7 protein-coding genes, 1 tRNA gene and 2 pseudogenes are annotated in these 14,974 nt (G+C 75.0%); 6 read left to right on the plus strand and 4 right to left on the minus strand.

Going from position 1 to position 14,974, the window contains the following annotated elements; translation table 11 throughout:
* Positions 1-2: 2 nt before the first annotated feature.
* From NFX44_RS24610 to NFX44_RS24625, 4 genes are all read right to left on the minus strand, one after another.
* The gene (locus tag NFX44_RS24610; protein ID WP_262285964.1) at positions 3-1,070 is read right to left on the minus strand and encodes an XRE family transcriptional regulator; all 1,068 of its coding nucleotides are present in this window, start codon (positions 1,068-1,070) and stop codon (positions 3-5) included.
* A 606-nt stretch (positions 1,071-1,676) separates the two neighbouring features.
* Complete coding sequence (locus NFX44_RS24615) at positions 1,677-2,345, minus strand: hypothetical protein (RefSeq protein WP_262285965.1); 669 nt, start codon at positions 2,343-2,345, stop codon at positions 1,677-1,679.
* A 161-nt stretch (positions 2,346-2,506) separates the two neighbouring features.
* Entirely contained in the window at positions 2,507-3,730 is a 1,224-nt protein-coding gene (locus NFX44_RS24620; protein WP_262285966.1) for a site-specific integrase, read from the minus strand.
* A gap of 245 nt (positions 3,731-3,975) precedes the next feature.
* Positions 3,976-4,062: transfer RNA gene (locus NFX44_RS24625), tRNA-Leu, on the minus strand.
* 94 nt (positions 4,063-4,156) lie between these two features.
* Between NFX44_RS24625 and NFX44_RS24630 the strand changes: the two are divergent.
* The 6 genes and pseudogenes from NFX44_RS24630 to NFX44_RS24655 form a co-directional block, all read left to right on the plus strand.
* Positions 4,157-4,468 (plus strand): annotated as a pseudogene (locus tag NFX44_RS24630) (hypothetical protein); the annotation flags it as partial.
* 2,580 nt (positions 4,469-7,048) lie between these two features.
* Positions 7,049-7,519: pseudogene (locus tag NFX44_RS33280) on the plus strand (fibronectin type III domain-containing protein); the annotation flags it as partial.
* A gap of 200 nt (positions 7,520-7,719) precedes the next feature.
* A complete protein-coding gene (locus NFX44_RS24640; protein WP_262286023.1) occupies positions 7,720-10,290 on the plus strand; it encodes a fibronectin type III domain-containing protein in 2,571 nt (856 codons plus the stop codon).
* A 28-nt stretch (positions 10,291-10,318) separates the two neighbouring features.
* Positions 10,319-11,314, plus strand: coding sequence for a MoxR family ATPase (locus NFX44_RS24645; RefSeq protein ID WP_262285967.1), 996 nt, complete (start codon positions 10,319-10,321; stop codon positions 11,312-11,314).
* 3 nt (positions 11,315-11,317) lie between these two features.
* Entirely contained in the window at positions 11,318-12,526 is a 1,209-nt protein-coding gene (locus NFX44_RS24650) for a DUF58 domain-containing protein (RefSeq protein ID WP_262285968.1), read from the plus strand.
* A gap of 62 nt (positions 12,527-12,588) precedes the next feature.
* The gene (locus tag NFX44_RS24655; protein ID WP_262286024.1) at positions 12,589-14,940 is read left to right on the plus strand and encodes a DUF3488 and transglutaminase-like domain-containing protein; all 2,352 of its coding nucleotides are present in this window, start codon (positions 12,589-12,591) and stop codon (positions 14,938-14,940) included.
* Positions 14,941-14,974: the final 34 nt, after the last annotated feature.

The following is a 14,974-nucleotide window of genomic DNA, read 5'->3' on the forward strand; positions in this document are numbered from 1 at the left end:
CGTCAGTGTGACGGCGTTGCCAGGTACAGCTGTTGGAACTCGTCCGGGAAAAGCCCGGCGGTAGCCGCAAGCTCCTCCACCGTGGCGCCTCGGTCCCGCATAAGGGCCTGCAAGACACCATAGATCTTCGATGCGCGCTCCGGCGCTATGGAAACCGGCTCATTGGTCTTGTAGCCGAGCATCGACATCTCGACCACCAGGTTGCGGTACTGCCAGTCGCTCAAGGCGTTCACGTCGAGGGCCCGTCGAGCCAGCGCCGCCATGGAGGTTCCCCACACGGACTTCAGCTGCATCAGGCGGTTGACATCGACGCCTTGGCGCAATTGTTCGCGGATACTTCTCGCCGGCATCAGGAACTCGCTGGCGAACATGTCGGCCTGCTTTTCCTGAACCGTCGTGCCACCTGGGACGCGGTGCATGATCACATGTCCCAGCTCGTGGGCAAGACTGAAGCGAGCACGGTCGGTGGGCGCCGTGACGTTCACGAGGAACAGCGGGGTCCCCTCGTCTGGCCATGCGCTGACCGCATCAAGTTCCCGGGTGTCGAGGTCCCGGAGGAGTACGACGGCGCCAGCCGTCTCCAGGACGGCGACCATGTCAGGTATCGGACCCGCGCCCAGGCTCCACTCGCGGCGTACGAGCTGCGCGATCTCCTCGGGAGACTCGTCCTCAGCTAGTTCGTGCCGCAGGAAGCGGTGCGGATGAGCTCCGGCTGCGGCAAGTAGTGGCGTGGTCTGGCGCCGCCCGAACTTCAGCTGGTTGTGGATGCGCCGCAGAGCTGGGGCACCCAGAGATGCCCGCTTCCGGTGGTGAATCAGGCCGATGCCAACGCCTTCCGCGTCGGGAGCGTCGCAGAGTACGGCGACCGGATACCCCAGGGCAGCGGAGAACGCCTCCAGGCGTTCGTCGGAGACGCTCACCCGCCCAGCTTCGGCCTTGCTGACGTACGCCTGTGAGACCGTCGTCCCGAGGTGCTTCGACATGGCCAGTGCCACCTCGTTCTGGCGCAGGCCGCGAGACTCGCGCGCCTGGATGAGCATCCCCGGCTCGGCGACCAGCGGCTCGATCATCCGGCTCACCTCCGTCTCGCCGTCTCGTGCCACCGGCCACAGTAGCCGACCTTAGATCGTTACCGCAAGCGCCACCCTCAAAAATCATGCCAAGAATATTCCGCGCCCGGTCACCCGCCTGGCCGGGCGCGAGGGGGTCCTGGGCGGACAGCCAATGGGCGAGGGCCTGGTGGCGAAGACGGCGGCGACGATGGTGGCCACGGCGAGCCGACGGCGGGCGGCGGTCAGGAGAAGGCTTCCGGTGACGGACAGGACGCCGAGCAGGCCGGCGACGGAGGCCGCGAAGGTGGCGGGGTGGCCGCGGCTGGCGAGATAACCGACGATGTGGACGGTCGTGGTGCTGGTGGCCGCGCCGTGGGCCGTGAACGTGCCCGCGAGGATTCAGAATCTGGCATCACGCATAGCGGCGCGCGGGACAGATGCCCGATGCGTGTTGTCCTGCCGCTCGGGCGGGGCCGAGAATCCGGCCGGCGGGGCTTGAGGCTTGCGGGTGCCGCAGCCGGGTGGAGAAGCTGCTCGTCGAGCTGCGGCCCGCCTGAGCGCCCCGCGCCGCCCGCCGGTCACCAGCGGCGGGCGGCTCCCCCGAACAGAACCTGTCCGACAGCGTCAGTCCTTGCCCATGACCCGGTCCCACTCGGCGTCGCGGGCATATCGCCATGCTGTCTCCGCATCCCGCTCGTAACCGCAGGCAAAGCACCGCCCCTGCGAGTTTGTACCACCGAACTCATCGAACCCCGCTGGCAGGAACGTCATGCGCCAGCACTCGTCGCACTCCTCAAGATCCGGCTGGTGGAGCTGATCATCTGGCGACATGAGGCCAAGCCCCGCCGCATGGGAAGCCGCCTCCGCATACAAGATCGCCAACAGGTCATCGACTTTGGCCGCCGCTCGCGCATGCTCAAGAACACGCAGTGCTGGGTGACCGTCGATGGCCACGAGGGCTTCGAGGTGCCGGCGAACTGGCAGGAGAAACTCGTCGTCTGCTCGGCCGTGACGCATCGGCTGAGTGATCTTGAGGGCTTCGCGTAGAGCCTCATAGTCGAGACTCGTGCCCGCACCCTCGAGAACCTTGAGCAGCCCGCTAGCGGGCAACATCCTGCCGTCCGGACCGCGCTCCAAGCCCGGATGATCGCACGCCACTATGGCAGCAAGTCCATTGGTCAGGGCGACGTCGAAGGGACCTTCAGGTGGTACCAGATCCTTTTCAAGGGCCACGACGTTGAGCCCGTAACGCAGCCGACGTAGCACCTGGCGGCGCAGCTCGTGATAATCCATCGTCCCATGATGCCGCCAGCACCGCAGATCGGATATGGGGCGCTGCGCGCGACGGCGGCAGCGGGAACTGGCAGCGGCTGAGGCGCTGTAGGAAGATCAGCCCGAAGCGGGCGGCGAGCCAACCCCACTAGCTCGCCGCCCGCTCTGCCGTGCGGGGCCCCCTACCGCCTGGCGGCCGCGAGCTCGTCAACGCCGAGGAAGTCCGCCACGATCTGCCGCACCGGCTCGTGGTGCCGGCGGGTCGCGTGCACGTACACGTTCATCGTCGTGGTCACGCTCGCGTGCCCGGCCATCGTCCGCAGCGCCGCCAGGTCGACGCCCTCCGTCGCGAGCAGCGTCAGCAGCGAGTGCCGCAGCCCGTGCATCGTCATCCGGCGCGGCAAGCCCTTCTCCCGGGCCAGATCGCGGATCTTCACCCACCGATCCGTATAGAAGTCCTCGTACCGCCAATGGTTGCCGCGCGGCGCGACGAACACGAACTCCCGGCCCGGCTTCGCCACCCGCTCGGCGACCATCCGCATCACCGACGCGGGCAGCGGCACCTCCCGATAGCCCTGCTTCGTCTTCGGCTTGGGCTCGACCACCCACCGCCGGTTCACCTTCCGCAGGACCTGCACGATCGACACCGTGCCCCGCGCGACGCTGACCGCCCGGGGCGGCAGCGCCGACACCTCACCCCAGCGCAGACCCGTCGACAGCTTGCACAGCAGCAAGTCCGCCGCCTCCGGGTCCACCTGGTACGCCGCCTCGAGGAACAGCCGGGCCTCGTCCGGGCTCTCCAGGATGTCCCGCTCGGCGCGCGGGCCCTCCGGCAGCGGCAGCCCGTCCATCGGGTTGGCCGTCCGTACGGCGGGCTCGCCGTCCTCGCCGGGCCGGCACGCCGCCTTGAAGATCGGCACCACCGTCTCGCCCCGGATGTTGGCGATCGTCTTCGCCGAGAGGCCGGCGTCGCGCAGGGCCTGCTGCCACTCGCGCATCTCCCGCCGGGTGATCTCGACGATCGGCCGGTCGCCGATCCGCGGGTAGACGTGCTTCTCCAGGCGCTCCCGGTACTTGCGCACCGTCTCCGGGTGCGGCTTCACCAGCTGGCCCAGCCACTCCTCGGCGTACGCCCGGAACGTCAGCACCGCCTCGGCGGGCTCCGGCGCCGGGGCGGCGGGCACGCCGGCGGGAAGGAGCTCGGCGAAGCCGTGCTCGGCCAGCTGCTCCGGCGTCGGCATCCGCTCGCCGGCGGACTCGACCAGCGTCCTGAACCGCTTCGCGTCCGCCAGGTAGTCGAACGTGCGGCTGCTCCACAAGTTCTCGCGGCGGCCGCCCTCGCGCCACTTCACCCGCCACCGGCTGTTCTTACCGTCCTTCGTGGTCCTCTTCTCGACTGATGCCACCGTTCCTCCACGTGAACGCGGCGGCCTCGACCCGGTGTCCTGCGGGCGCTGCCGCCGACGCACCTGTATGCGCAACAGTGGGACCGTAACCGTCTCGCCCGACCGGCACAAGATCGCCCCGGCTGCGGGGCTCGTCCAGGCCCGTGTTCCCACGGTGTTCCCACGGCGGCATCAGCCCAGGAAACGATGAAGGCCGCCGACCTGAGTAATGCCAGGTCAGCGGCCCAAAGCCTGCTTCGTTCGATTGGTGTCCGAGGGGGGACTTGAACCCCCACGCCCTATACGGGCACTAGCACCTCAAGCTAGCGCGTCTGCCATTCCGCCACCCGGACCTGCACGTCCAGCCTACCCTGTCGGCCGAGGTAATCTTCTCACCGGTTCGGCCGCCCCGGTGGGCCGCACGGGGCATTACTGTACACGGCCCGGATGGATCATGCACATCGCCGCCGCGCCCCGGGGTTTCCGCAGGTCAAGACGCCACCACGGGCCGTCGGCACCGCCGCCCCGTACCGATCCGAGGGGCCGGGTAGCGAGGAACCGCCGATTCCGGGCAGCATTGCTCACGTGTCCCACCCCTCCCCCCTGACCGCCGCTCAACACCAGGCCCTCGCGTTGCGCTCCGCGGGTGACCTGGCGACCGCCCGCCGCCTGCTCACCGACGCGATCGCGGCGGCCCGACCGGCGTACGGGGAGGACCACCCCGACGTACTGGCCACCGGCCACCTGCTGGCCCGCCTGCACCGGGAGGCCGACGACCCGGCCGCCGCCCGACGGGTGCTCGAAGAGGCGTACGCGGCCGGTGAGCGCCGCCGCGGCGACGCCGACCCGCTGATGCTCGCGCTCAGCTTCGACCTCGCCGGGGTGGCGGAGGAACTCGGCAACCGGCACGAGGCCCGCCGCAACTACACCCGCGTGGCCACCGCCGGGCCCGCCGTGCTCGGTCCGGACCACCCCGCGGTACGCGTAGCCCACCAGTACCTCGCCGGCTCCGCCGCCGCTCCCGTGCCGCCCGGCCCGCCTCCCGGCGGCTCCGCCGCCGCTGCCGGCCCGCAACCCGACCCGGGGGCGCTGTCCGGGCCGACCATGTCGCTGCCGGCCATGCCCCAGCCGTACCCGCCGCAGTCCGCCCCGCCCCGGCCCGGCGCTCCTGTCGCGCCCGGTCCCGTCCCGCCGGTTCCCGGCGCTGAATGGGCGCCGCAGCCGGGGCCGGCCGGGCCGGCGCCATGGTCACCCCCCGCCCCCGGTCCGGCGACGCACCTGCCGCCACCGCCGCCGATCCCGCCCGCGCCGCCCGGCACCGCGGCCGCCTCGACCCCGCTGCCGCCGCCCCCGATCATTCCCGCGCCGATGTCCGCTCCCCCGATCCCGACCTCCGGGCCAGGGGCACCTGCCGGCGGCGCGTCGAGTGGCTGGGCGGCCACGGAGGCGACGGCGCGGTTCCCCGCACCGCCCGTCACCGGCCCGGCCCGGGCCGTCCCGCCACCGCCGGTCGCTGCCGTGTCGCCGGCGCCCGGGGTCACCCCGGTGCCGCCTCGGCCCCCGGTTGTCCCACCGTCGGTCTCCGTCCCGCCGGCGCCGGATCCGCTTCCGGCCGGCCCGTACGTCACGCCGCACGCGCCCGGCTCGGCACCGCCGGTACCGCCGGTGGCGGGGCCACCCGCCGCGCACCTGGCGCCGCGCGCGCCCAGTTCCGCACCGCCCGCCCCGCCGGCGCCCGGGCCGGTTCCGCCCGCCCCACACACGCCCAGCTCGGCACCGCCCGCCCCGCCGGCGCCGGGGCCGGTTCCGCCCTTCGCACACACGCCCAGCTCGGCACCGCCCGCCCCACCGGTGTCGGGGCCGCCCGCGCAGATCCCGCCGGTCGCACCGCGGTCGGCAGCGCCCGGGATGCCGTCGGCGCCCACGTACGGCCCCGTGCCCCCGGCCGCGCTGGCGTCGGCACCGCCCACGCCGCCGGTGGCGGCCCCACCACCGGCCGTCCCGGCGTCGGTTCCGTTGCCACCGGCGCCGGTCATTCCGCTACCGGCCAGGCCGGTCGCGACGCCGCCGGCGCCCGGCCCGGCACCGGTCGCTCCGGTCTCCGGCGTGCCCGGACCGCCGGTCCCGCCCGCCGGGGCAGTTCCGCCGGCTCCGAGGATCCCGGCTCCGACCTCCGCCCCGCCCGCGTCGGGTCTGCTTCCTCCGCCTCCGCCCGTCCCGGTTTCCGCCCCACCGGGCGCGGCGCCCACCTCGACCCCGCCCACGGCCACACCGGCGGCCCCGCCGGAGAGGGCCGCCCCGCCACATCAGACGCCCGGCCAGCCGGCCGCCAAGGGCGGTGAGCCCGGCGGGGACGACCGGACCGACATGCCCGCAGCACCGGCACCGGGTTGGGACAAGCCGACGATCCAGGTGCAGCAGATCGGCCCTCTGCTCCGGGAGGAGGCCGATCGGACCGCCGCCTCGCCTCCTGGTGCGAACGCTCCGGTGAGCAGCCCGCCCGTCAGCGCACCCCCGGCGGGCAACTTGCCTGTCAGCGCGCCCCCGGCGGGCAACTCGCCTGTGAGCGCGCCCCCCGTGGCTGCGCCAGCCCCGCTACCCGCCGCTCCCGTGACCGCGCCCCCGGTGAGCGGTCCGCCGGCCCCGCCACCCACCGCAGGAGCGGCGCTCGCCGGGCCGTCCGTCGGCGAGCGACCGGTCACCCCGCCGGCCAGCGGGGCGCCCTTCCCGCCGCAGCCCGTCAGCGGACCGCCGACCAGCGGGGCACCCCTGCCGCCGCCCGGCGATGGTCCCGCGTCGCCGCCGCAGGGAGGCGCCGTGCCGCCTCCACCCCCGCCGGTCAGCGCTCCCCCGGCCGGTGGCGGACCGGGCACGGCCTTCGCCACCCCGCCGGGCGGCAACCCGCCGTTCAGCGCACCGCCGGCCAGCGGCCCGCCGTTCAGCGCACCACCCGCCAGCAGCCCACCCTTCAGCGCACCACCCGCCAGCAGCCCACCGGGAAGCACACCGCACGGCTATCCGCCGCCGGTGAGCGGGCCGCCCGCCGCGGCGCCGGTCAGTGCCTCGCCCGTGCCGCCGTGGAGCATGACCGCGCCGCCGTGGAGCAGCGCCGCCCCGCCGCAGGCCCTCGACCGGCCCGGCGACCCTCGTCCCGAGCCGGTCGTGGAGGAGCCCGGCACGGTGGACCCGGATCCCGCGCCGGAGAGCGGGGACGCGGCACCCGCGCCGCTGCCGGTCTATGACGGGCTGCTGGACTTTCCCGAGTCGCAGCAGCCGGCCCCGGAGCCGAACCCGAGCCAGGGCGCCTGGCCGGCGGTGCCGCCGGCGTTCCACCAGCCGGCCGCGTACCCGGTGGCGGAGGAGCCGGAGGCGCGCGGCCGGAACCGGACGGTGGTGGCCCTGGTGGCGGGCATCGTGGTGGTCGCGGTGGCGGCCGCTGTGGCCATGGGCGCCGTGCTGCTCAACCGTGACCCGGCGCCGCCGCCCGCGCCGGCGCCGACGGCGGCGAAGCCGAAGGTGAGCGGTCCGCCGCCGGGTGAGCTGCGGTTGCAGGACGACACCACCACGATCACAGTCACCTGGACGGATCCGACGGGCGGCGGTGTGCCGTTCGTCGTGGCTGGCGGGCGGGCCGGGCAGAAGTTGGGGGTGATGGCCACGGTGGACGCCGGGCAGACGCGCTACACGGTGAACGGGTTGAGTCCGAAGCTGGACTACTGCTTCACGGTGCTGGCCGTCTACTCGACGGACACCTACGCCACCTCGGGTCAGGTGTGCACCGATCGGGAGGGCGGCACGACGCCCAACTGAGCGGCCGGCACGACACGCTCGGTGTCCACAGGGGGACGGTGCGGGTTTCACCGGCCTCGGCCCCTATGATGGCTCCCGGCTCTGGGGAGGGTCGACCACGCGTGCCGCCCTCCCCCACCGACGCGGGGAGGCTTCCGCCAGTGACCACCATCGAGAGCGTCACGAGCACCGGGCCGGAGACGGCCCGCCCCCGGTCCCGGATGCGGGGCGGGCTGGTGACCATCGGCACCGTGGCGGCGCTGCTGGCCGCCATGGGGTTGACCGTGCTCGGGCTGGGGGCCGCCGACAACGCGGTGGCCAACTACGACGCGTCGTCCTGGTTGTGGAGCACCAGCCGCAGCGAGCTGGCCCGGGTCAACGGGGTCACCGCCCGGGTGGACACCCGGATGGAGGTGCCCGGCGGGCGCCGGCACCAGATGCAGGTCGCCCAGACCGACCGGCTGCTGATCCTGCGCGACCTGAACACCGGCCAGGTCAGCTCGCTGGACCTGGCCACCCTCCAGATCACCGCGACCACGCCGACCGCGCCGGGCCTCGGGGTGAGCGTCGCGCTGCACGAGGACGCGGCGTTCGTCGTCGACGCGGTACAGGGCATCGTCCGGCAACTCGACCCGCGGGCGCTGACGCCGGTGGGCGAGCCGGTGCGTTACCCGCCGGGCATCACCGGCGGGGCGTTCGACGGCGCGGGGCGGCTGTGGATCGCGGTGCCGAGCGAGGGGACCGTCTCGGCGGTCACCGCCGCCGAGCTGCCCGCCACCCCGGGCGCCGCGCCGCCGGCCGGGCTCAGCCCGAAGCGGGTCGAGACGTACGAGGTGGCGGAGCCCGCCCACGAGCTGGTCGTGTCCACGCTGGACGACGGTGTCGCGGTGCTCGACCGCACCTCCGCCTCGCTGGTCACGGTCCGGGCCGGGCAGACGCAGCGGGCCAACCTGACGATGACCGCCCCGGGCAGCCTGCCGACGCGCACCACGGGCCCGCAGGTGCCGGTCACGGTGAGCGGCGAGCGGAAGGTGCACGTGGTCCGCGACGCCGCCGAGGTGCAGCGGTTCACGGTGCCCGGCGCGGGCGGGGAGCTCAGCCCGGCGGTGGCCTGGGCCGGCCGGTTCTACTGCGCCGACGAGACCACCGGCACGGTCTACTCGTTCGACGCGAACGGGCAGCTGGTCGACACGATCAAGGGCTCGGGCCGGCCCGGGCCGATGGAGCTGGAGGTCCGCGAGAACCACCTCTTCATCAACCCGCCGAACTCGTCGACCGCCCAGGTGGTGGACGACCGGAACCAGGTGCGTGAGGTCAACAAGTACGCCAACGACGTGCTCGGTGGCGACCCGCCGCCGGCGCCCCCGCCGCCGCCCCCGCCGAAGAAGCCCAAGGTGGGCAAGCCGGGCGCGCCGCGCGCGGTGACCGCCGCCGCGGGGAACGCGTCGGCGCGGGTGAGCTGGCAGCCGGCCGCCTCGAACGGCGCCGAGATCAGCCGGTACGTGGTGGAGGGCGCCGGCCAGCGCCACGAGGTCGGTGCGAACCAGCGTGCCCTGGAGATCACCGGGCTGACCAACGGCGAGACGTACACGTTCTCGGTGCACGCCGTGAACGCGAAGGGCGACGGGCCGGCCCGGAAGAGCAACCCGGTCACGCCGACGGCCGCCGTGCCGGACCCGCCGGCCAGCGTCACGGCCGAGGCCCGGCCGGACGGCACGGTGCTGGTGAAGTGGCCGGCGGCCAACGGCCAGGGCAACACCGTCACGAAGTACGCGGTGACCGCCAGCTCTGCCGGCGCGACCGCCCCGGCCGGTGAGTCGCCGAAGACCGAGCTGGTCATCCCGGCCGGCCAGCTGGAGTACGGCACGCAGTACGCCTTCACCGTCATCGCGGTGAGCGACAAGGGCGCCGGGTCCAAGGCGTCGCCGGTGAGCAACACGGTGGTGCCGTTCACCGTGCCGAAGGCGCCGACCGAGTTGCAGGCGTCCACGGTGGCCGACCAGCCGGGCACCATCGCGGTGCAGTGGGCGCCGGCGGTGGAGAACGGCCGCCCGGTGACGAAGTACGTGGTGGAGGCCGCCGGGAAGACCACCGAGGTGACCGACGTGCGGACCACCATCGGCGGGCTCGGCGACGGGCAGAACGTCACGGTCAAGGTGAAGGCGGTCAACGAGGCGGGCCCGGGCCCGGAGGCCAGCACGACGGCCCGCACGGTGGCCGCGCCCCGGGTCACGGTGACCGGCTCGTCGGCCGACGCCACCTCGGTGACGGTGAACTTCACCGTCGACGCGGGCGGTGGGCGGGCGACCTGCTCGGCCGCCACCGGCGGCAAGACGGCCAGTGGCAGCTGCTCCAGCCTGCGGGTGACCGGCCTGACGCCGGGCACGGCCTACACGGTGACGGTGACCGCGAGCAACGCGGCCGGCAAGGGCACCGGCAGCCGGGCGCAGAGCACCGACGCGCTGTACGGCATCGCGACCTGCCACAACGGCTCGTCCGGCGCCGAGGCGTCCTACTGCACGCGGGACGTTCCCGGGGATCGCAACGGCAACGAGATCTTCTCGGTGACCCGGCAGGACAACACCAAGCAGGCGGGTTGGGAGCCGAATGGCACCCGGCTCAAGGCGTACTGCAAGAAGCAGGGCGAAGAGGTCTACGCCTACATCTACAACAACGACAAGCGCAGCACCTGGTGGGTCCGGGTGGACCACAGCCGGGGCCGCGACTACATCCCGTGGGCCTGGCTGAACCTGGAGGGTGGCGACAACATCAACCTCCTGCCCACCTGCTGACCGCGCCGCACCGAGGAGCACCACGCACGTGAACACCCACGAACCGCTCACCCAGCCGGAGGTGCAGGGCTTCGCCGCCCTGGCCGCCCGGCTGGCCGAGAACGTCAACGCGGTCGTGCTGGGCAAGCCGCAGGTGGTCCGGCTGGCGCTGACCGCTCTCTTCGCCCAGGGGCACGTGCTGCTGGAGGACGTGCCCGGGGTGGGCAAGACCACCCTGGCCCGGGCGGTCGCGGCGACCGTCAAGGGCCAGTGGCGGCGCATCCAGTTCACTCCGGACCTGCTCCCCTCGGACGTGTCCGGGGTGACGATCTTCAACCAGGCCAGCCGGGGCTTCGAGTTCCACCCGGGGCCGGTCTTCGCCAACATCGTGATCGCCGACGAGATCAACCGGGCGTCGCCGAAGACCCAGTCGGCGCTGCTGGAGGTGATGGAGGAGCGGACGGTCACCGTGGACGGCGTACGCCATCCGGTGCCGCAGCCGTTCCTCGTGGTGGCCACGCAGAACCCGGTGGAGATGGACGGCACCTACCGGCTGCCCGAGGCCCAGCTCGACCGGTTCCTGGTGAAGCTCTCCGTGGGCTACCCGGACGAGGCGGTCGAGGTGGAGGTGCTGCGCGGCGCCACCCTGCGCTCCCCCGACTCGCTGACCGCGGTCACCGACACGGCCACCGTCGGGGAGATGGTGAAGATGGCCCGGCGGGTGCACATCGCCGAGCCGCTCTACACGTACGCGGTGCGGCTGGCCGCGGCGACCCGCACCCACCCGCAGGTGCGGGTCGGGGTCAGCCCGCGAGGCGTGATCGCGCTGACCCGGGCGGCGTGCGCGTACGCGCTGATCGACGGGCGGGGCTGGATCATGCCGGAGGACCTGAAGACCCTGGTCGAGCCGGTGTTCGCGCACCGGCTGCTGCTCACCCCGGACGCGCAGGTGCGCGGGGTGACCCCCGCCGACGTGCTGCGCCAGGCGGTCGCCTCGGTGCCGGTGCCGCTGCCGTCGGGCCAGCCCGCCCCGGTCCACGGCTGATCGGTGGGGATCACCGCCCGGGGTGTCGGGCTGCTCGTCGCCGCCGTCGTGCTGCTGGGGGTCGGCTTCCGGTACGCGTACCCGGAGCTGACCGTGCTCGGCGCGGCGGCCGGTGTCGCGGTCGGGTACGCCCTGGTCACGGCCGCCTGGCGCCCGCGGCTGACCGTCGAGCGGGTGGCCGACCCGGACCGGGTGGCCCGGGGTGAGCCGGCGGCCATGGTGCTGACCGTGCGCAACACGGGCCGGCTGCGGGCGGCGAACCTGGTGGCCGAGGACCGGTGCGGCGGCCGGCTGGTGCCGGTGCCGCTGCTGCGGCTGCGTCCGGGGCGGGACACCGAGGTGCGCTATCCGGTGCCGACCCGCCGGCGGGGGGTGGTGCCGGTCGGGCCGCTGCGGGTGACCCGCCGGGACCCGCTCGGGCTGGTGGCGCTGGCCCGCGCGTACGGGCATCCGGTGCCCGTGTGGGTGCATCCGCGCATCCATCCGCTGTCGGCGGTGCCGACCGGGGCCGGCCGCAGCCTGGACGGGCGCACCGACAGCGTGCCGCACGGCTCGATCACGTTCGACTCGCTGCGCGAGTACGTGGTCGGCGACGAGTTGCGCCGGGTGCACTGGCGGACCAGCGCCAAGGTGGGCGAGCTGATGGTGCGGGAGAACGTGGACACCAGCCTGCCCCGACTCGTGGTGGTGCTGGACAACCGGGCGGTCGCCCACCCGGACCGGGACGCCGGGGTGGCCGAGTCGTTCGAGTCGGGGTGCGAGGCGGCGGCGTCCGTGGTGGCCGCCGCGACGCGGGAGGACCTGCCGGTGAGCCTCCTGCTGGTCGCACCCGCCGCCGAGAAGCCGGCCGGAAGCACCGACGGCTCCGGGTCGCCGCGCGGCGGCGGACACGCCGGGGTGGAGGCGCCACGCGGCCCGCTGGACCGGCTCGCCGCGGCGGAGCTGGCCGACGGCGGGGAGGACGTGCTGCGCACCGCGCTGAGCCGGCTGCGGCAGGACCGGCTCGGTGACACGCTGGTCTTCCTCACCGGGCCGGGCGCCCGCGGCGACCTGGGGCACGTCGGCGCGCTGCGCCGCGCGTACCCGTCGGTGGTGGTCGGGATGTTCGGGGCGGCGGAGCCGACGGCGGCCGGAGCGGCGGGCCTGGTCGTGGTGGACGCGGCGGACGGCGCCGAGTTCGCCGCCGAGTGGGACGGGATCCGCCGGTGGTGACCGCGACCCCGCCGCGGCCGGCGGTCGACGCGCCGGCCGGGCCGGCCGGCGGTCCGGGTCCGGTGGCGCGGGTGCTGCGGGCCGTGCCGGTGCCGCTGGCGCTGATCGTCATGATCGCCCTGGCCGGTGTGGTGCTCGGCCGGGTCTACGCGGACCCGCTGCTGACCCGCCTGACGGCCGGCGCGGCGGTCGGGTCGGTGCTGGTGAGCGTGGCCGCCCGGCGGCTGCCGTCCTGGCTGGTGGCGCCGCTGTCGGTGGCCGCCCTGGCCGGCTGGGCGCTGCTGTCGCTGCGGCTGGCGGCCGCCCACGCGGCGCTGCCCGGCGGTCTCGGCGAGGTGGCGGCGGACGCCGCCCGCAACGCCATCCCCCGGCTGCTCACCGCGATGATCCCGGTGGAGCCGGCCCCGGACACCGTGCTGGTCCCGGTGGTGGCCGCCTGGCTGGCCGGGCTGGCCGCCGCCGAGGTGGCGCTGCGGGCCGGCCGGGTGCTGCTCGGCTACCTGCCGCCGGTGCTGCTGTACGCCGGCGCGCTGTACGTGGTCGGGCCGAACGCGGGCCCGGCGGTCGGCCCGACCGTGCTGTTCGCGGCGGTCGCCGCCGTCGGCCTGGCGGTGCCCGGCGGGCGGCCCGACCCGACCGGCGCGGACCCGGTGGCCGGCCTGGCGCCCGCCGTGCGCGCGGCCGTGCGGCTGCGGCTGCTCGCGGCGAGCGCGGCCGGCGTGGCCGTGGTGGTGGCCCTCGCCGCGCTGGTCGCCCCGGTGGTGGCCGGCCGGGTGGACGACCGGCCGGTCGACCCGCGCCGCTACGTCGAGCCGCCGCAGGTGGAGTCGCTGGACGAGAACCCGCTGATCCGGATCTCCGGGTGGGCGCTGAACCCCGACCAGAAGCTGCTCGACGTGCGCACCGAGGCGGGCGCGACGGACGCCGGTCCGCCGCGGATCCGGCTGGCGGTGCTCAGCGACTACGACGGGGTGACCTGGCGGGTGGGCGCGACGTACCGCAACGCGGGGCGGATCCTGCCGGCCACCGAGCCGGCGGCCGGCACCGACACCGAGCCGGTACGCCAGGAGGTCACCGTGGCCGACCTGACCGGGAAGCTGCTGCCCGCCGTGCCGACCCCGCGGGAGGTGACCGGGGCACGGGTGGCGTACGACCCGGCGACCGGGACGCTGATCCGCCCGGAAGGGCTGGCTCAGGGGCTGCGGTACACGGTCGACTCGGTGCGGGAGCGCCCGGACTTGAACCTGGTCGGCACGGCGAACGTGCCGGCCGGCGACGCGGTGGCCCGGGTGCTGCGGGTCGCCGACGGGGCCCCGGAGCAGATGCGCCGGCTGGCCACCCAGCTCGCCGAGGAGAACGGCGCCCCGTACGCCCGGGCCAGCGCGATCGCCGACTTCCTGGCCGAGCACTACCGGGTTACCGCGGACGCGCCGAGCGGGCACGCGTACCCGAACCTGGCGTTCTTCCTCTTCGGCCCGCGCAACGGCGGCGGGCAGCGCGGCACGTCCGAGCAGTTCGCGGCGTCGTTCGCGGTGCTGGGCCGGCTGGCCGGCCTGCCCACGCGGGTGGTGGTCGGCTTCGAGCCGAAGGCCGACGGCCCGGTCCGGGCGGCGGACGCGTACGCCTGGCCGGAGGTGCTGTTCGAGGGCGTCGGCTGGGTGCCGTTCGACCCGATGCCGCGCCCGGACGAGGAGCCGCGCCCGGTGGAGGAGGACTTCCGGCCGAAGCCGGAGGATCCGCCACCGTCGGAGGTGCCCGCGCCGACCGGGGAACCCACGCCGACGCCGACCGCGGCGGCGGCCCCCGACCGGCGCGGCGGGAAGGCCGGACCGGGCACGCCGGTGCTGGTCGGCGGCGGCGTCGGCGGGCTGGTGCTGCTGCTCGGGGCGCTGCTGCTGACCCTGGCCGCGCTGCGCCGCAACCTGACCCGGGGCCGGCTGGCGCAGGGCGACCCGGGCCGCCGGATCGCGGGCGCCTGGCGGGAGGTGACCGACGCGCTGCGGCTGGCCGGCCACCCGGTCGGCGCCGACCTGTCCGCCGCGGAGGTCGCCGAGCGCGCCCACCGCACCCTCACCGAGGCCCGCGCCGCCGCGAGACGGCCGGCCCCCGCTCCTCCGCACGGCTCGCCGGCGCAGACCCGGTCACCGCGCGCGCCGTGGCCGGCGTCGGCCGGCGAGGCGGGCGCCGACCTGGCGGGCGGCGAGGTGGGCGTCGACCTGCCGGGCGGCGGGGTGGGCGAACTGGCCGGCCTGCTCAACCAGGTGGCCTTCGCCCCCGGCACCGCCACCCCCGCCCAGGCCGATCGTGCGGCGGCGGTCGCCACGGCGTACGTGGCGGCCCTCCGCGCCGCGCGGCGCCGCTGGCGCCGCCTCCTGTGGACCGTCCATCCCGGCCCCCTGCGCTGGCGTCGCTGACCGCCGAGTTGCCGTGGGCGGCGAACGCGAAGGC

The organism is Micromonospora sp. MA102 (genome assembly GCF_025460765.1).
Classification (GTDB): domain Bacteria; phylum Actinomycetota; class Actinomycetes; order Mycobacteriales; family Micromonosporaceae; genus Micromonospora; species Micromonospora halotolerans.